Genomic DNA, 18,123 nt, shown 5'->3' on the forward strand with positions numbered 1-18,123 from the left:
CGAATCAGGATCCGCGGCGGTCCAGATGGGCCTGGCGGGCGGCGACTTCGTACAGGCTCGACCAATCCTTGTCGCCATCGCCGTTGGCCAGCCCGTCGAGCATCCGCGCGTTGACCGCCGCGGCCAGCGGTAGCGGCACCCGGGCCTGGTCGGCAGCGCTCAGCGCCAGACCGATGTCCTTGTGGCCGAGACGCAGCGAAAAGCCCGCTGGTTCGAACGCGCGCGCCTTGATCAGGGCGCCGTAGCCTTGGTAGGCGGGCGCGGCGAACAGCGTCTGGGTGACCACCTCGATGAACTCCGCGGCTTCGATGCCGTGGGCCTCGGCCAGGCTGGTCGCTTCGGCGAGTGATTCGATCGCGACGCCGAGCATGAAGTTGGCCCCGATCTTGACCACGTTGGCCTGCTCAGGGACATCGCCGATCGGCCAGATCCTGACGCTCGCCGCCTTGAGCAGCGGCCAGACCGCCTCGACCTGGACGGGCGGCCCCGCCACCAGCAGGTTCAGCTCCCCGCGCTCGGCCACCTCCGGGCGACCCAGCACGGGCGCGGCGACGTAGCCTTGGCCGAGCTTGGCATGCAGCTTGGCCAGGGTCGCTGCGAACGGCACCGAGACCGTCGCCATATTGACGTGGATGGCATCGCGGCGCATCGCCTCCAATGCGCCGCCTTCGAGCATCACCTCGCGCAGCGCGCGATCGTCGGCGAGCATACTGACCACCACATCAGCGCGCTTGACCGCCTCGGCCGGGCTCTTGGCGAGCTTGCCGCCGGCATCGACGAGGGCCTCGAGCGACGCCGGGGAGCGATTCCAGAGCGTAAGCTCGAAGCCCGCCTCGAGCAGTACCTTGGCAATCGCCCTCCCCATCCTGCCCAGTCCCAAGAATGCGATTTTCATTGTTCACTCCTTTTCAGCTTTGCTAAGGGGGTATCGACGCTCGGCCCCATCGAACAGCGAAACCAACCATTCGAGCCCGGCGGCGACCCTTGGGTCGCGCTCGAGCCTCGGCGCATGCAGCAGCCACAGCGGCAGCGGCGCAGCCATCGCACCGCTGCACTCGACCAATTTGCCCTCGACGAGCGCCGGTTCGGCGCAGTCGCGCGGCAGCTGAACGACGCCGGTGCCAGCGATCGCCGCTTCAAGTGCGATATCGAAGCCCTCGACCCGCACTCCCGGAGAGGATGCCAAGCGCCGTATCTCACCGGCGATGATGAACGAAAGCGGCAACGGTGCCGCATCCCGGCTGTCGATCACAGCCACCGTCGGCAGCTCGGCGAGCCCTTCGATCCCACCGCCTGGCCCGGCGGCGATCACCCCGGGCGCGGCGCAGGTGACCATCTCAAGCTCGCCGAGCGCACGCTGCTCGAGCGTGCTGTCGCGAGCCACTCCGGCCCACAGTGCGCAGTCGATATCCGGCTCGAGCAGATCTTCCCAGCGCTCGCGGATCAGCAGTCTCAGTTCGATACCGGGCTGGGCGGCGATGAATCCGGGCAGCGCGGGCGCAAGCCGATGACGGGCCAGATGGCCCGGCGCCGCTATGCTCAGGCTGCCGCGAGCAAGACCCGGCTCGAACTCCGCTTCGATCTGACCGTGAAGCGCAAGCAGCTCTCGGCAGCGCAGGTGGTAGCGACGCCCCTCCTCGGTGGGCTCGACCCATCGGGTAGTGCGCTCGAGCAGCTTGAGGCCGAGGCGTTCCTCCAGATGGCGCACGGTGCGCGTCACCGTCGAGCGCGGAATTCCAAGCTCGCGCGCAGCGGCGGAGAAACTGCGCCGCTCCACCACGCGCCCGAACACCTCCATCGACTTCAGACGGTCCATCCGTGCGCCTCGCTGCGGCCATGTTGGGAAACGGGCATCCCGCCCGTCCGGGTCGGCTTGGCGAGGATTCACGCCCAGTCGCCGCCTCGCCAGCTGAGCGTAGTGCGCCCCCGCTCTTCTGACCATATTGACGCTTGACCGCCCAGCCGGCCAGCGACGACACTGTCGAGACTTCGCCGCATCGAGGCGAAGCGTAACGCTTGACGGGGTGCCGGTGGATGCCGGCTGAGATCGCGCCAGGGCCACAGGCCCCAGCGCGGGTCCCGCCGAACCTGATCCGGGTGAAGCCTGAACGTGTGATCACGTCATGGCCTGTACCGGCGTAGGGATCAAGCGGCGCCCCCGCCCCATCGCTCTTCGCGCCCCCACTCCCTTCGCTCCCGGATCCTCGACCGCCACGGGAGTGATCGTGCCAAACCCTTTCGACCGCCTCATCGAGGCCTGCCATCACGACTGGCGCGCCTACATCGAGCATGAGTTCGTCCGCCGACTCGGCGATGGCAGCCTGCCCGAAGCCAGCTTTCGCCACTATCTCGAACAGGACTATCTGTTCCTCGGCCACTTCGCCCGCGCTTGGGCGCTGGCGCTGTACAAAAGCCGCGATTTCGACGAGCTGCGCGGCGCCTTCGATCGACTGAAGACGATCGTCGACCTGGAACTCGGCCTGCACCTCGACTACTGCGCTCAATGGGGCATCGACGTCGCCACCCTCGATGCGCTCCCCGAAACCCGCGCCACCCTCGCCTATACCCGCTACGTGCTCGACGCCGGCGCTCGGGGCGATCTCCTCGAACTGCGCGTGGCGCTAGCGCCCTGCCTGGTCGGCTATGCGCGGATCGGCAAGTGGCTGGCGTCACGCGCCGAGACCCGCCTGGAGGGCAACCCGTACGCGGCCTGGATCGAGATGTACACCGACGACGCCTACCTCAGCGCGGCGAGCGAGGAGGAAGCCTGGCTCGACCAGGCGCTGGCCGAACAACCAGCCAAGCGAATCGCCGAGCTCGAGGTCGTGTTCCGGGACGCGACCCGGCTCGAGATCGACTTCTGGCAAATGGGACTCGAGCGCCACGCTTGAGTCCACGACCACGCAGACCCCAGGGAGATGACCAATGAGCACCGAAAGCGCCCACCCCAAGGGTAAGTCACGTACCCAGCACTTCCTCGCCGAAAAGGCCGAGGTCGACCAGGCGGCGATCGCCCCCCTGCCCGCCTCGCGCAAGGTCTACATCGAGGGTTCGCGTCCCGACATCCGAGTACCGATGCGCGAGATCAGCCAATCGCCCACCACCACCAGCGCAGGGCTGGAGGAGAATCCACCGCTGCTGGTCTACGATACCTCCGGCCCCTACACCGATCCCGAGGCATCGATCGACATCCGCCGCGGACTGCCTGAACTGCGCCGGCGCTGGATCGACCAGCGCGATGATTGCGAATGGCTCGACGACCTGAGCTCGGAGTACGGCCGGCGCCGCGCCAACGACCCGCAGTTGGCACCGCTGCGCTTCGAGCTCAAGCGCACTCCGCGGCGTGCCAAGCCCGGGCGCAACGTCACCCAGCTGCACTACGCCCGCCAGGGCATCATCACGCCGGAGATGGAGTTCATCGCGCTGCGCGAGAATCAGCGCCGCCTGGCGATCCGCAGCAAGGTCTCCGAGGAGGAGCTGGCCCATCAGCACCCCGGTGAATCCTTCGGCGCAAGCATCCTCGAGGACATCACCCCTGAGTTCGTCCGTGCCGAAGTCGCCCGCGGTCGGGCGATCATCCCGGCCAACGTCAATCACCCAGAACTCGAGCCGATGATCATCGGCCGCAACTTCCTGGTGAAGATCAACGGCAATCTCGGCAACTCGGCGCTCTCCTCCTCGATCGAGGAGGAGGTCGACAAGATGACCTGGGGAATCCGCTGGGGCGCCGACACGATCATGGATCTTTCCACCGGCAAGAATATCCATGAGACACGCGAGTGGATCATTCGCAACTCGCCGGTGCCGATCGGCACGGTGCCGATCTACCAGGCGCTGGAAAAGGTCGCAGGGGTAGCGGAGAACCTCACTTGGGAGCTGTTCCGCGACACGCTGATCGAGCAGGCCGAACAGGGTGTCGACTACTTCACGCTCCATGCCGGCGTGCTGCTGCGCTATGTGCCGCTCACCGCGAAGCGCACCACTGGCATCGTATCGCGCGGCGGCTCGATCATGGCGAAGTGGTGCCTCGCCCATCATCGCGAAAACTTCCTCTATACCCACTTCGACGAGATCTGCGAGATCATGAAGGCCTACGATGTCTCGTTCTCGCTCGGTGACGGCCTGCGCCCGGGGTCGATCCGCGATGCCAACGACGAGGCCCAGTTCGCTGAACTCGAGACCCTTGGCGAGCTGACCCGGATCGCCTGGAAGCACGACGTACAGGTGATGATCGAAGGCCCCGGCCACGTGCCGATGCAGTTGATCAAGGAGAACATGGACAAGCAGCTCGAGTGCTGCGACGAGGCCCCCTTCTATACCCTGGGGCCGCTGGTCACCGACATCGCTCCCGGCTACGACCACATCACTTCAGGCATCGGCGCGGCGCAGATCGGCTGGTACGGCTGCGCGATGCTCTGCTACGTGACACCGAAGGAGCACCTCGGCCTGCCCGACAAGGACGACGTCAAGACCGGGATCATCACCTACAAGATCGCCGCTCACGCCGCCGATCTTGCCAAGGGGCATCCCGGCGCGCAGCGCCGCGACAACGCCCTGTCCAAGGCCCGCTTCGAGTTCCGCTGGGAGGATCAGTTCAACCTGGGGCTCGATCCCGACACCGCACGCGCCTTCCATGACGAGACCCTGCCCAAGGACTCGGCCAAGGTGGCGCACTTCTGCTCGATGTGCGGGCCGAAGTTCTGTTCGATGAAGATCACCCAGGAGGTCCGCGATCGATTCGGCGACGGATCCGGTATCGAGGCGCTACCCGAGGAAGCGGTGGAGGGCATGCGTGGCCAGGCAGAGCGCTTTCGCGAAGAAGGAGGCGAGCTCTACCGCGAGGTGTGATTCCACCCGTGCCGTCGCAGTGCGCTCCCGGGGGCGAAGGGGGCGCCTGCAGTGACTATCGAAAGGGACTATCGAAAGGGGATATCAAAAGAAACTATCACAGAGACTATCGACAAGGCAGAGCGGCGGGAGGCTGAGTGATCAGCGCTGCTGCTCGGCGTCGAGCCGCCGATTGCGCCGCCAGCCCTGGAACAGGCTGAACGCCATGCAGCCGGCGAAGACCAGCAGCAGACGGACGAAAGAGAAGGAGTAGCTGAGCCACCAGGCGACCAGTCCTTCGAGCATGAAACACCACAGCGCCATGAACACCGCGGCGGCGATGAACTCTTTGATGCCATAGCGGCGTACCGGCAGCTCGGGTTTTTCACTCATCGGGCTCAGAGCCTCTCTCGACCAGGCGGGGCGCCCATTCTAGGTGCTGAGCACGAAGGCGTCGAGCGGGGCGGAAAGCGCCGCACGACTAGCGTCGATCATGGGGCGGATCATCCCTGCTGCCGCGAACGAAAGCGAAGATCGCCCAGATCGTTCCCAGCCAGGCGAGCGCAGCTACCGACAGACAAACCATCGTCATGATTGCGTTCTCGCATAGCGCTCGGCGGCCATTCGCCGGGCGCTATGCGGCCCGCGCCTAGGCGCCTGCGTTGAGTGGACCAGCCGACAGGGCTCGGAATCCCGGCGTCGTGCGAGCAAGGGCTCAGTGGGGGAGCTGGTGGATCATCCACCTTGCGCCCTCAGCCGTCGTCGGCATCTCCACGGCTACGCATCGAGCAATGGGTGAAGATACAGACGAACACGACCATGAGAGTCCAGCCGACCAGTAAGACTGTCGTACAGGCCATCACGCCATACTCCCCAGCACTCGAACGGATGCAGCCGGAAATGAGCAACGCTGTGTCGCGTCAACGAGCGTCGGTTCAGGAGCAGGGAATCGCGCATGGCCACCGACCCAGCTCCTATCGGCCGACCAGCCGAGTGACTTTAGGGCTGTTTTCACCGATCGTTCTCCCCGTCGACGATCCGCGAGGGGTGGCCGCTGGCTCGCGTGCCGGGCACCCGTGAACGGATGGGACAGGATGCGCTAGCCCCCATCGGCAACCTCCTCTTTCTTGTACGGTTGTATTCAGGCCGATGGCCTGGTTCAAAAGCGCGCGAACCCTTTGACTCGAAAGCGCCTCGAGCCATGCACTAACCAGCGGATGCGAACAGCGCGCTGACCTTGTCGATATCGCCCTGCTCGAGCACGCCCGCCTGCCAGCGCAGCGACAGCCAGGCGAGCAGCTGGTCGTAGCGCGCGCGCTGGAAGTCGCGCATCGACTCGAAACGCTGGCGTTCGGCGTCCAGCGCATCGAGGTTGGTACGCTCGCCGCCAAGGATGCTGCGCCGGGTGGCCTCGAGCCGCTGGCTCGCGGCGCTCACCGCTTGGGCATAGGCATCGCTTCTTCGTTGGCTGCTGAGCAGGGTGCGGTACTGCCGCTCGAGATCGTTGAGCAATTCGCGCGTCGTACCATCGAGCCGATGGATGGCTTCCTCCAGCTCCGCCTGGGCCTGGTCACTGGCAGCGGAGACCCGACCGCCGGCATAGATCGGCAGGTTGACCTCGACCCCGAGGCTGTCGGTGTCGTAGCGCTGGCCGACCTGGTTCTCGGCGCTCGAATCGTTGAGCTGGCGCCGCGCATAGACTCGCATGCTCGGCAAGTGGCCGGCGCGCGCGGCCTTGACCTGCTGCCTGGACGCCTCGAGCAGGCGGCGGCCGGCGGCGAGCTCTGGGTTGCGCTTGAGCGCGAGCTGCTGCCACTGATCGAGCGGGCGCTCGGCATCGAGCGCAAGCGATGCGGATTGATTCAACCTGGCAAGCGGTGCGTCGAGCAGCACCGCACCGGTCAGCACGCGCAGTGCGTTGCGGGCATCGAGCAGTGCGTCGTGGGCCTGGATCTCCTCGGCCTCGACCACTCGCAGCCGGGCCTCGATCTCGAGTTGGTCGGTGCGGGTGCCCTCCCCACCGGCGACGAAGGCCGCCGCCCGGAGCGTATCCTCCTCCAGCGAGCGGCGCTGGGTCTCGGCGAGCGCCAATTGGTCCTCGGCGTAGAGCACCGCGGTATAGGCTTCGAGCACCCTCACCGCCAGGGCCTGCCGCGCCCGTTCCAGGGTCAGCCCGGCGGCTTGCGCCCTGGCCTGGCCTTCACGGTACTGGGCATAGGCCGCCGCATCGAACAGCGGCTGGGTCAGAGTGAAAGCGGAGGAATAGCTCGAGTAGTCGAGATCGCTGGTGATCTCTCCCGCCGCGGTGTCCTGGCGAACCTCCGACCAGTTCCTTGCCCGCGAGTAGCGATAGCTCAGGTTGGGCAAGAGCCCGGCGCGTCCAAGCGCGCGCTCCTCGACATCGGCACGGCTTCGCTCGCGGGCGGCAAGCCAGGTGGGGTCCATCACCAGCGCCATCCGGTAGGCCATGGCGAAATCGACACTCTCAGGCTCCACCGCCATGGCGTTGGGCACCCGCTGGAGCAGGGCGAAGGCGATCAGCGCGAGCAGCAGCGGCAGTGGGCCGAACCATCCCGAACGACAGCCGTTCATGCATCGCCCCAAGCGGTGCGGGCGCGATCGAGCAGCGGCTTGAACAGGTAGTTGAGCAACGAGCGCTCGCCGGTGCGGACGAACACTTCGACCGGCATACCCGCGCGCAGCATCCGCCCATCTAGCCGCGCCAGCTGTTCGGGTCCTACCTCGACCCGGACGCGATAGAACGGCATGCCACTGCGCTCATCCTCGAGGCGATCAGCAGAGACCAGCGTCACCTCGCCCTCGAGACGCGGAGTGCTGCTGCGATCGAAGGCGGTGAAGGCAAGCTCCACCGGCAGGCCCGCCACCACCTTGTCGATGCTCTCGACCGCGAGCTGGCCTTCGACGGTGAGCGGCCGCTCCAGCGGTACGATCTCCATCAGCCGGGCGCCGGGCTGCACCACGCCGCCAACGGTATGCAGCGAAAGCCCCACCACGGTGCCGTCGACCGGCGCGCGGACCACCTGGTGCGCCAGCTCGAATTCGGCCGCAGCGCGGCGCTGGACCAGCTGGTCGAGCTGGCCACGGACATCGGCAAGATCACCACGCACTTCCTGCTGGAAGACGTCACGACGACTGCGCGCGCGCAGCTCGAGCTCATTGATCTGTTCACGGGTCTGGCCCAGGGCACCAAGGTCGCTTGCGATCTCACCATCGAGCTGACTGCGCTGGCGATCGAGCTCGAGCAGCCGGTTGCGCGGCACGTAGCCCTCATCGGCCAGACCGCTGAGATTGCGCCACTGCTGCTCGAGCACCGCGCGCTGGGAGCGCCGGGCGGTCAGCGACGACTCGATCCCGGCCAGCGCCGCGCGCTGGCCGGCGAGCGAGGCCTGGATCCCGGCCAGTTCGCCCTCGAGCGCGGCACGGCGGCTGTCGAACAAAGCGCGCTGGAGCTCGAAGGCGCTGTCACCCTCGATGGAGAGACCCAGTGGCGCGACCACGCCATCCAGCCCATCACGCTCGGCGATGAGCCGCGCCTCACGCGCTCTCAGCACCTCGAGCTGGCCATCGATGTCGCCGAGTGCGCTGACCGCCCGGGTGGGGTCGAAGTGCACCAGCGGCTGGCCCGCGCTCACCCGGTCGCCTTCACCGACCGAAAGCGTCTCGACCACGCCGCCGCCGAGGCTTTCGACCGCCTGCCGCTCGCCGGCCACCATCACGGTGCCAGGCATGTTGATGCCGTTATCGAGCGGTGCCAGCGCCGCCCAGGCGAGGAAGCCGCCGAATCCCGCCAGCAGCAGCCACCAGCCCAGCCGCGCAGGATGCCGCTGCTCCAGCCGTGCCGGCTCGCCCGCCAGCGCCTGCCAATCCGGTAGCGCTTTTGCCTCGCTGCCGCGTTCGATATCGCTCGGGTGCTCGACTTTCATTCCTGGGCTCCCGGCGTACGTCCACCGAGGGTGACACTCGCCATCTGATAGCTCCCTGCCGCCGACCCCATCGGCGTGACCTTCGGCTGGCTCCCCGCGCCGTTGCCGCGCAGCCGCGCCAGCACCTCCTGGGTCGCTCCGCTCAGCTGCAGCTGGCCAGCCTTGAGCACCAGAAGCCGCGTGGTCGCGGCCAGCACCTTGGGCCGGTGGGTGATCACCACCACGCTGACGCCCTGCTCGCGCAGCCGCGCGAGCGCTTCGAGCAAAGCGGTTTCTCCAGCCTCATCGAGGCTGGCATTGGGCTCGTCGAGCACCACCAGCCGCGGCGGCCCGTAGAGCGCTCGCGCCAGTGCGATACGCTGGCGCTGGCCGCCGGAGAGGCCGAGGCCACCGACACCGAGCGGGGTGTCGTAGCCTTGGGGCAAGGAGAGGACCAGCTCGTGGGCACCCGCCAGCCGAGCCGCCGCCACCACCCGCGCAGCGTCCGCATCGGGCTCATCGCTCGGTTCGGCGAAGCGCGAGATATTCTCCGCCACCGTGCCAGCGAACAGCTCGACATCCTGCGGCAGGTAGCCGATGTACCCGCCCAGTCGCTCACGCTCCCACTGCTGGATATCGCCGCCGTCGAGGCGCACCTTGCCGATCCGGGCCCGCCAGACCCCGACCATCAGCCGGGCGAGGGTCGACTTGCCGGAACCGGAGGGCCCGATCACTCCGAGCACCTCTCCCGCTGGCAGCTCGAAGCTCAGATTGACCACCGACGGGAGCTGAGCCACCGGCGGCACCGCGGTGACCCCTTCGAAGCGCAATACGCCGCTGGGGGGCGGCAGCGGCAGACCCTGAGCGCGCAGCGGATGTTCATCGAGCAGCGTCTTGAGCCGCTGGTAGGCGAGCCGTGTGCCGCTCCACTGCCGCCAGGCGGTGATCACCATATCGATCGGACTCAGCACCCGGCCCATCAGGATCGAGCCGGCGATCATCATTCCCGGGCTGATTCGCCCCTCGATCGCAAGCCAGGCGCCAAGCCCCAGCACCAGCGACTGCAGCGCGATACGCAGGCTCTTGGAGATCGCGCTGATCAAGGCGGTGCGTTCGCTGGCCAGCGCCTGGCGCCAGACATAGCCGCGATGCATCACCCGCCAGCGCCGCAGCAGCCGCCCGAGCATGCCCATCGACTCGATCGCATCCACGTTGCGCAGCTGCCCCTCGACGCTGGCGTTGGCCCGCACCGAAAGCGTTCCCGCCTCTGCCAGCGGCCGGCGCGACAGCCACTCGTTGAGCCAGGCCAACGCGATCAACAGCGCCGCACCGACGGTGGCAAGCACGCCGAGCCAGGGGTGGAACAGGTACATCACCAGCAGGTAGAGCGGAAACCAGGGCGCATCGAAAAAGGCGAACACCGCATTGCCGGTGAGGAACTGGCGCAGTGCGTTGAGATCGTTGATCGCCTGGCCGGCGCTGGCCTGGCCACCGGCCAGGCCGCGCTCGAACGCGGCCTGATGGACCCGCGCGCCGAGCAGTGCATCGAAGCGCGAGCCGATCTGGATCACCGTCAGGCTCCTGACGTACTCCATCGCCCCCATCAGCGCGAGCAGGCCGATCGCGATCAACGTCAGCATCAACAGGGTGAATTCGTTGCCGGAGGCGAGCACCCGATCGTAGACCTGGAGCATGTAGAGCGCCGGCACCAGCATCAGCAGATTGATCACTGCGCTGAACGCGCCGATGCTGCGCAATCCACCGCGGTGGCAGGTCAGCGCAGCGCGAATCTCATCCTTGGGCGGGGCGGCGCCGGAGACATGGCTTGGAGGGTTCATCGATGTGCTCGCTGGTCGACTTGCAGACGAAATCTGGCGCGAAACGCGCGATTGGCGCGGACGATCATCCGCGCCGATACGACAAAATACAATGAGACTTCTTCTCATTGTAAGGTCGCACGGCGAACCTCCCGTGCGACCCTTGCCCTACTAGGCGAACCCGGTAGGGATCACCACCATCCGCCTAGGATCAGGCGGCCAGCGCCAGATCGGCATCGGTGGCGGACGCAGTGCCGACCAGCGAGGCGATCGATGCATCGACGTCGAGCCCGTTGTCGATCAGCGCCTGGACCAGCCCACCGTTGGTGCCGGTACCGATGCTATCGTCAGCGCCGACCACCGAACCGTTCATCAAGCCCCAGATGACATCGTGGACATCGTTGGTGCGCCCTTCGGAGACGTCGCCGGTGATCGCCTCATCGAAGGTGAAGGTGATGAAGGCATCCGCTACCGAGCCATCCGAATTGAGACCACCACCGAGGGTGATCGAATCGATCGAGCCCCACAGGGTGTGCGAGGTCGGTCCATCGCCGACGTTACCGTTGAGCGGCGGGAAGTAGTAGTTCAGGTCACCGGTGGCCTGGAAGGCGAAGCCCAGGCTGGCATCGACGTAAGAGTAGCTGGTGCCGCTGAACGAACCGCCGCCATAGAAGCCGCCGGTATTGTTGGGGTGGGAACCTTCGAGGCCGTTGTTCTGGAAGGCGATCAGCACATCGTACAAGCTATCGTTCAGACCAGTACCATCTGGGAACCAATTTTCATCGTAGGAAGAGATGGATGCTGCCATTTCGCATTACTCCAATAGTTTCAATAGTCGATGCCGAAGAATGTCTTCGACACCCTCGACGGCGGCCGGTCGGACGCCGTACATGCGAATCGCCTCGCATGTCCTTATCGCCTCGTAGACCCTAGAACAGGATCTCGAAGCCCATCTGCACCGTGCGCCCCGGCGCCCAGGTGCGCGCCAACGCGTCGGAGTAGCCGTCCAGGTACATCCGGTCGGTGACGTTGTCGATCGAGGCCATCAGCTTGACGTTGGGGTTGAGCAGATAGCTGCCGTACCAGTCCCAGGTGGTAGTGGTGTACCAGGTCTGGCCGCCGCCGGTGGAGCGGTTGTACCAGCCGCTGCCGCTGTAGTTGAAACGCACCCCGGTATCGAGCCGCCGATCGAACAGCCGCACGCCGAGGTTGGCGGTGCCCTTGTCGACCGGCATTGCGACTACGCTGTTGTAGGCCAGGTTGCCGCAGCGCACCTCGTTATCGAGGCTCTCCTCGTAGGAGTCATAGCCATCCGCGACCGCCTGCTGGTGTTCCTCGGTCATCGAACCGTCTTCGTTGGGCTGGTCATATTGGGAAATACCGCTACCCAGCCACCACCGCCTCTGGCAGAAGGTATTGGGGCCGCCGACATAGTGGGTGTAGGTGGCGCCGCCATAGATCCAGCCGGCGTCGTAGCGACTCTCCAGCTCGATACCGCGAAAGCGGGTCTGGGCCAGGTTGTTGTTGAACACCAGCCTACCCAGGCCGCCGGCGATTTCTCCTGGTACCTGGTTCTGGATCGAGGTGAACAGGTAGTTGTCCGCCTTGGTATCGAAATAGCTCAGCTTGGCGAACAGCATATCGCCCTGGGTGAACAGGTCGCGGAAGGTGGTGTTCGCCCCGACCTCCCAGCTGGTGGTGGTCTCCGGCTCGGCGTAGGGGTTGGGGTACATACTGGCGAAGGGGTCCCCGGGGTGGCTGCCGGCCATCAGCGACTCATTGATCGCCGGCGGACGCCACGACTTGCCCCAATTGGCGTAGAGCTCGAGCCAGCTGGCCGGGCGGATCGCCGCCCCCAGCGAGGGCAGGAACTTATCCTCGGAGCGATCGACGTGGTAGTCGTTGAGCACCTGCTCGTCTTCCCAGCCCGGTGCGTAGTAGCCGCGAGTCCAGTACAAGTCCCCTGCATAGGCGATGGCCCCCTGCTCGCCGCCTGAGCGTGCCGCCTCGCAGGCGGCCACGCTATATGCACTGGATCGATTGCAGTTGTAGTTAATGAAACGGTCGAGCCGGCTGACATAGTTGCTCTCGGTTCCCCATACCTGGGTATCCCCCTTGAGCCAGTAGCGGTCGTAGCGCAGCCCGGCGGAGAGGGTGTAGAAGTCGTCCTCGAGGGTCAGGTTGGTGAACAGGCTGCCCATGGTGCGCCTGCCCATAGGGTTCAGCGTATCCCCCGCCGCGGCGCTGACCTGGCGCCCTTCGCGGTCGGTAGTGATCCACGACTCAGCGCGATCCTGGAAGTACTCGAGCCCGTAGTTGGCGCGCAGCTGGGTGGTCTGATTGAGCTGCCAGCGCGAGGTATTGTCGATCTGCAGTCCATAGGTCTCCATCTCGATGCGCTGGTTGCGGCCAGTACCGTAGCTGCAGGAGCTCGCCCATGAGTCCGGAATCGGATCCAGGTCGCAGTAGCCGTAGTCCCAGGCGTAATCGACCAGTACGGAGCCGCTCGCCGGATAGGTAGGGTTGCTGTAGTTGCGGTTTTTGGTATCGACGTAGTAGAGCTTGACGTTGAGATCGATCAGGTCGTTGTCGCTCGGGTTCCACTTGTAGTCGAGGCCGAAGTTTTCAGACTCGACCCTGGAGCTGCCGAGGCTGCGCCAGGGGGTGCCACTTGCCTGCAGCGAGGTGTCGGCATCGGTGGTATTGGCGTAGCTGATCTCGGTGCCGATGTAGCTGAACTGGATCGACTGCTCGGGCGAAATCTTGTACTTCGCCTTGAACAGCTGCGAATCCTGCTGCTGGTCGGCGAACTTCACGCTGTCGTAGTAGCCGTCGTAGCCGGTATCGGTCCAGGCGCGGTTGAGCCCATTGCCGCCATGCCGGCCGATATCGTAGTCGCCGATCGAACGGCGCGAGCGGGCGGCGAGCAGTTCGAGCCGGTCGTCGATACGCCCGGCGACGGCGAGGCTGCCGATGAAGTCGACGCCGTTGCCCTCGCCGCCGAGCCCGGTGTTACCGCGCAGCCGGCCGCCAAAATCGCGACCGGGCTTGATCAGGTCGTCGAAGTCCAGGGTGGAGAAGTTGACCTGTCCCGCGATCGCGCCGGCGCCGTGCACGTCGGCCCGCGGGCCGCGCTCGACTGTCGCGCCGGAGAGCAGTTCGGAGTCGACGTACATCTCGCCGTTGCGCTGCTGGTGGCCGTTGCTGACGAAGTTCTGGCGCATGCCGTCGATCATCATGTTGACCCGGCCGAAGTCCTGCATCCCGCGGATGTTGATCGAAAGCCCCGGATTCAGGCGATTGACCGCGCTGGTCACCCCCGGGGTCTCCTCGAGCAGTTCGGCAGCGTGGCGCACCGGCAGCCGGTCCATCTGCTCGCGGGTGATCACGCTGACCGAACGCGGGGTCTGGTAGACCCAATCATCGCGCCTCGCGGTGACAGTGAGCTGTTCAAGTCGCGCGGCGCCTGCGCTCGGCAGCGGCTCCAGCAGCACCTCACCTCCCGGCTGTACCAGCGCACGCAGGCCGCTGCCTTCGAGCAACCGGTCGAGGGCAAGGGCCGCGCTCATCTGCCCTTGCAACGCCGGCGCCTGACCAGCGATCGCCTGGTCGCTGGGGCGGATCAGCGAGAGCCCGGTGGTGGCGGTGAAAGCGCCAAGCGCGGCGAGGCGCGGCTGCGCGGGAATATCGAAATCGTACTCGGCGCTGAAAGCGCTTTCCTGGGCGGAGGGCGCCGTTTGAGCGAGCACAGGCGCAACGCCCAGCCCCACTCCCAGCGCCATCGCCAAGGTCACGGCCAGGCGCAGCTTGTTCGGCGCCCATGGCTGCCGCTGAGCCGTCATCTCTCTAACGCTCATCGCTAAAACGTTCCCCTGCAATAATGATAATGATTGTCATATCACTATCGATAACGTTTGAGCCCGGGCGCTTCCTCAGGGAAAAACTCAAAAAATTAAGTTTGAACGAAGCTTCCCACACCCTGGTGCGCAGCGCGGAGCGCACGCGTCGGCGATACCCATCGATAAGTCCTGCGGCAGCGGCATGGCCGTGGTTCGACACGGGCCTCCATGGTGTCTTGCAAGATTGCCCAAGTCGACGAAGGCCCGGCTCACCACGAACGGACAGATACACCCGTTCGTCCCGAGCGGCGCCGATACGCGCCAAGGCCGGGTACCGACTCGGCAATGGGGGCGCCAGTCGAGGGATCGTGCGGCGGCGGTATGGCCATGGTTCGACTCGGCTCGTTCATCACCGGCTGACCACGAGCGGATATGGGGGATGCCGGGCCTTCGCGCCAATTTCCAACCCGTTCGTCCCGAGCGGCGCCGATACGCGCTAAGGCCGGGTACCGACTCGGCAATGGGGGCGCCAGTCGAGGGATCGTGCGACGATGGCTCGTTCCTCCGAGCATCTCTAGCAAGAAGCGCACCGAGGGGCACGAACGGTACGGGATCCCGCCCATCGTCTCACCGTACGCGAATACGCCTGGTTCAGGGACGCTGCCGGGCGGTGAAGACGATCGCTTGCTCGACACGCTGGGGCTCGCTTCGGTGATTGGTCCGCCAACGCTTGACGTCGTTGGTCACGCGGGTGAGAAATTCATGGCTCACATGTTCGCTGGCGCTGGTGCCGAGCACTTCCACACTGCCATCGGCTTGCAGTTCGAGGATCAGGACCACTGCCAGGTCGGGGTAGAACAGCATGCCGCCGTCGCGGGGCGACACCTGCACCACCTCGGCGTAGGGATATTCGGGCAACGGACAGGTGAGTACATCGAAGGTGGCCCCTGCCTGGGGCTCGTAATGACGGCAGGCCTCGTCCTGCTGCCAGGTGACCGCGTTCGGCGACGCACAGCCAGCCAGCAGTACCAGCGCGGCACAGCAAAGCGCCCGTTGATTGGCTTTCCCGCTCATTTCCCTCTCCTCGCAAATGCCCGCTCCGTCGGGCGGTTCACCCACTCGATCGATGGAAGAGCCCCACAACGTTCAGGTCGTGGGGCTTTTGCGCATGCGCCGGCTCAGGCATCGTCGCGCAGCGTTTCTCCCAGCTTCAGCACCGTTTCGAAGGCCTCGCGGGCGCCGAGGATCACAGCCTGCTCGTGCTCGGGCTCGATCGGTGCGGCGTCGATCTGCGCGGCGAACTGCCGCCAGTGCAATCCGCGGCCTTCGGGATGGGGGGCCAGATGACGAGCGCCGAACTCGCCGTCGAGACCGAGGCTGGCTGCGTATTTGTAGAGAAAGGCAGCGCCGAGATTGGAACCTTCGTTGACGTACAGCCATCCGAGCGCGCGAGCACGCTCGGAGGCATCCATAGGCGGTGCCAGCTTGGCGGCGGCGGGGGTCGGCACGACGACGCCGAGATCGCGACAGTCCTGGTCGACCGCGCTGAAGCGCTCGCGCTCGGCGAGTCCGGGCAGCCAGCGATTGAGCTCGGCATCGCGATAGAGCGCTTCGGTCAGCCAGTGGAAGGCATGCTGGAGCCGCAGAAAGCGCCCGTAGCGCTCGCGATCATCGAACAACTTGGCCGCCATCATCCTGGCGTCGATCTGTTCGTGCAGCTCGCGGGTGGCGAGCTTCAATACCATCGCCCTGCTCTGCTCCACGCGATCGGGCGCCATATCGACGCCTTGATTTACATCGCTCATTCCTGGTTCCTCTGCTTGTTGTACGATCATGTCAATTCCCTTCCCCCCGGCGCTCGCTCAATACCACGCTGCCATCCGGCAGAGTGAATACATTCACCCCAAGCGCACTGGGCAATGCCTGCAGTACGGCGGAGGGCTCGGTGCGTGCGAAGGTGGCGGAAAAACGCCGCTGTTCGAGCCGATCCCGATCGAATACCAGCACTCGCCCCGGTCTGGTTCGTTCGAGTTCGCGTACGACCGTGTCGATATCGGCACGATCGAAGATCATCAGGCCACGTCGCCAGGCCAGCCCCACAGCGGGCTCGAAGCCGGTGACGCTACCCAGCCGCTCCGCATCGACCTCGACCCGCTGCCCGGCTTCGAGCACGACGCGCTCACCGCCCGGTGCGCTCACCCCCACCCTGCCCTGCTCGACCGAAACGTCCACGCTTTGCGCATTGCGCTCGACGGCGAAGCGGGTGCCCAGCACAGCGACTTCGACACCGTTGGCCTCGACCAGGAAAGGGCGACCATCGCGGACGACGTCGAGCCATACGCGTCCGCGCCGAAGCTCGATGCGCCGGTCGCTGGCGGAGAAATCGACATCGAACGCGCTGTCGCCGTCGAGAAACAGGCGCGAGCCATCGACGAGCGTCACCTCGCGTCCCGGTCCCGCAGCCACTGCGTGATCGGCGAACGCGCGGGTCGTCCAGCCCGGGTCGCGCCAGACCAGCAACAGCACCGCCAGTACCAGCGGCAAGCATGCGGCGATCGCAAGCGCTGGCCGCCAGCGGCGAAGCGCCAAGGCGCGACTGCGGTCTCTGCCAGCCGAAGCGATGGAGACGGTTTCGGCAGCACCGCCGCTGCGCTCCTGGACCGCCAGCAGCAGCGCCGCTCGATCACCGAGCGCCGAGATCTCCTCGGCCTGCCGCCAGGCCCGCCGATGCTCCGGTGCCGCGGCCAGCCATGCCTGGAGCGCTGCGAGCCGGGCGGGATCGACGTCGGGATCCCTGGTCGCCACCAGCCATTCGAGTGCCCGGTCGAGCAGTGCCGCCTGTTCGACGTCGCGATCGTTGTCGTTATCGCTATCGTTCATTCACCCGCCTATGCGCAAATCACGGTTGCTCGACCCACCCCTACCTTTGTTATACGCGCGAGCCTGCGCTACTCCTCATTCATTACCGCTCATCCACTACCCACGCATGGCGCGTCACTGACTCTCCCGCCAGCGTCGGCACACCTTGAGCGCCCGCATCATTTCCTTCTCCACCAGGCTCACCGAGAGGCCCAACCGCTCGGCGATCTGGGCGTAGCTCAATTGATCGACCCGATTGAGCAGGAATATCTGGCGGGTACGCGCAGGCTCGCGGCCCAGCACCGACATCAGCGACTCCAACTGCTCGCGCGCAGCCACCAATCGTTCACTGGAGGGGCTCTCTTCCTCGTCCTCTTCGCTCGCCAGGACCTGGACGTAACGCTCCCGCACCCGCAGCCCGCGCAGGCGGTCGAGGGCCAGGTTACGCGCGGTACGATAGAGCAACCCGGTGCAGTCACCCTCGGGCACGCACCCCTGCCGCTGGCGCTCCCAAAGACGCAGGAAGGCATCGTGAGCGACCTCTTCGGCGATCGCAGTGCTGCCGACGATGCGCCTGAGCACACCGAGCAAGCGCTTGCGCTCGCGGGCGAAAACCTCCAGCAGGGCTGAGTGATCCGCTCTCGGGTTCATGTGCTCATCGTTGGCATGTGGGAATGAGGTTCGTCACCTGGTTGCATCCCGCCTGTGGCGGACTGGCGATGATCCATTCAAGCCGTGCAAATGGCAACTACTATCATTAAAGACGGTCGACTCGCACATCCCCGGCGTCATCCAGGCTCGCCAGAGCTTGGTCGATAGCGTCCATGGATCGCGCCGGCGGCGGTCAGCGCGAGACCA

Annotated in this window: 14 protein-coding genes and 1 riboswitch; of the genes, 2 read left to right on the forward strand and 12 right to left on the reverse strand. The window is 65.9% G+C overall.

Features of this window, described 5'->3' with window-relative positions; translation table 11 throughout:
* Positions 1-4 precede the first annotated feature (4 nt).
* Positions 5-895 carry an NAD(P)-dependent oxidoreductase gene (locus A5892_RS17120; RefSeq protein WP_027351902.1) on the reverse strand — a complete coding sequence of 297 codons (891 nt, stop codon included), beginning with the start codon at positions 893-895 and terminating at the stop codon, positions 5-7.
* Positions 896-898: 3 nt separating this feature from the next.
* Positions 899-1,816: a LysR family transcriptional regulator gene (locus A5892_RS17125; protein WP_064123822.1), complete on the reverse strand. Its 918-nt coding sequence runs from the start codon at positions 1,814-1,816 to the stop codon at positions 899-901.
* A gap of 194 nt (positions 1,817-2,010) precedes the next feature.
* A riboswitch (TPP riboswitch) is annotated at positions 2,011-2,162 on the forward strand.
* Between the two features lie 63 nt (positions 2,163-2,225).
* Here A5892_RS17125 and tenA point away from each other — a divergent pair.
* Entirely contained in the window at positions 2,226-2,891 is a 666-nt protein-coding gene (gene tenA / locus A5892_RS17130) for a thiaminase II (protein ID WP_064124582.1), read from the forward strand.
* A 34-nt stretch (positions 2,892-2,925) separates the two neighbouring features.
* Entirely contained in the window at positions 2,926-4,848 is a 1,923-nt protein-coding gene (gene thiC / locus A5892_RS17135; RefSeq protein WP_064123823.1) for a phosphomethylpyrimidine synthase ThiC, read from the forward strand.
* 141 nt (positions 4,849-4,989) lie between these two features.
* Here the strand turns inward: thiC and A5892_RS17140 are convergent, their stop codons facing one another.
* The 10 genes from A5892_RS17140 to A5892_RS17185 all read right to left on the reverse strand — a co-directional run bounded on the left by A5892_RS17140 (position 4,990) and on the right by A5892_RS17185 (position 17,916).
* Positions 4,990-5,220, reverse strand: a complete 231-nt coding sequence (locus tag A5892_RS17140; protein ID WP_064123824.1) for a hypothetical protein — start codon at positions 5,218-5,220, stop codon at positions 4,990-4,992.
* Between the two features lie 813 nt (positions 5,221-6,033).
* Complete coding sequence (locus A5892_RS17145; protein WP_064123825.1) at positions 6,034-7,419, reverse strand: TolC family outer membrane protein; 1,386 nt, start codon at positions 7,417-7,419, stop codon at positions 6,034-6,036.
* Positions 7,416-8,771 (reverse strand): HlyD family type I secretion periplasmic adaptor subunit, encoded by a 1,356-nt coding sequence (locus A5892_RS17150; RefSeq protein WP_082890535.1) that lies wholly within the window; start codon positions 8,769-8,771, stop codon positions 7,416-7,418. The genes A5892_RS17145 and A5892_RS17150 overlap by 4 nt, the downstream gene beginning before the upstream one ends.
* On the reverse strand, positions 8,768-10,588 hold the full coding sequence (locus A5892_RS17155; protein ID WP_064123826.1) for a type I secretion system permease/ATPase: 1,821 nt from the start codon (positions 10,586-10,588) through the stop codon (positions 8,768-8,770). The genes A5892_RS17150 and A5892_RS17155 overlap by 4 nt, the downstream gene beginning before the upstream one ends.
* A 190-nt stretch (positions 10,589-10,778) precedes the next feature.
* A complete protein-coding gene (locus A5892_RS17160) occupies positions 10,779-11,375 on the reverse strand; it encodes a heme acquisition protein HasA (protein ID WP_064123827.1) in 597 nt (198 codons plus the stop codon).
* A 121-nt stretch (positions 11,376-11,496) separates the two neighbouring features.
* Positions 11,497-14,424: a TonB-dependent receptor gene (locus A5892_RS17165; RefSeq protein WP_223302717.1), complete on the reverse strand. Its 2,928-nt coding sequence runs from the start codon at positions 14,422-14,424 to the stop codon at positions 11,497-11,499.
* Between the two features lie 633 nt (positions 14,425-15,057).
* A complete protein-coding gene (locus A5892_RS17170; protein ID WP_064123829.1) occupies positions 15,058-15,480 on the reverse strand; it encodes a hypothetical protein in 423 nt (140 codons plus the stop codon).
* 104 nt (positions 15,481-15,584) lie between these two features.
* Entirely contained in the window at positions 15,585-16,211 is a 627-nt protein-coding gene (locus A5892_RS17175; RefSeq protein WP_223302718.1) for a biliverdin-producing heme oxygenase, read from the reverse strand.
* A 31-nt stretch (positions 16,212-16,242) separates the two neighbouring features.
* A complete protein-coding gene (locus tag A5892_RS17180; protein ID WP_064123830.1) occupies positions 16,243-17,286 on the reverse strand; it encodes a FecR family protein in 1,044 nt (347 codons plus the stop codon).
* A gap of 114 nt (positions 17,287-17,400) precedes the next feature.
* Entirely contained in the window at positions 17,401-17,916 is a 516-nt protein-coding gene (locus tag A5892_RS17185; RefSeq protein WP_064123831.1) for an RNA polymerase sigma factor, read from the reverse strand.
* Between the last annotated feature and the right edge of the window lie 207 nt (positions 17,917-18,123).

The sequence above is a fragment of the Halotalea alkalilenta genome (genome assembly GCF_001648175.1).
GTDB lineage: Bacteria > Pseudomonadota > Gammaproteobacteria > Pseudomonadales > Halomonadaceae > Halotalea > Halotalea alkalilenta_A.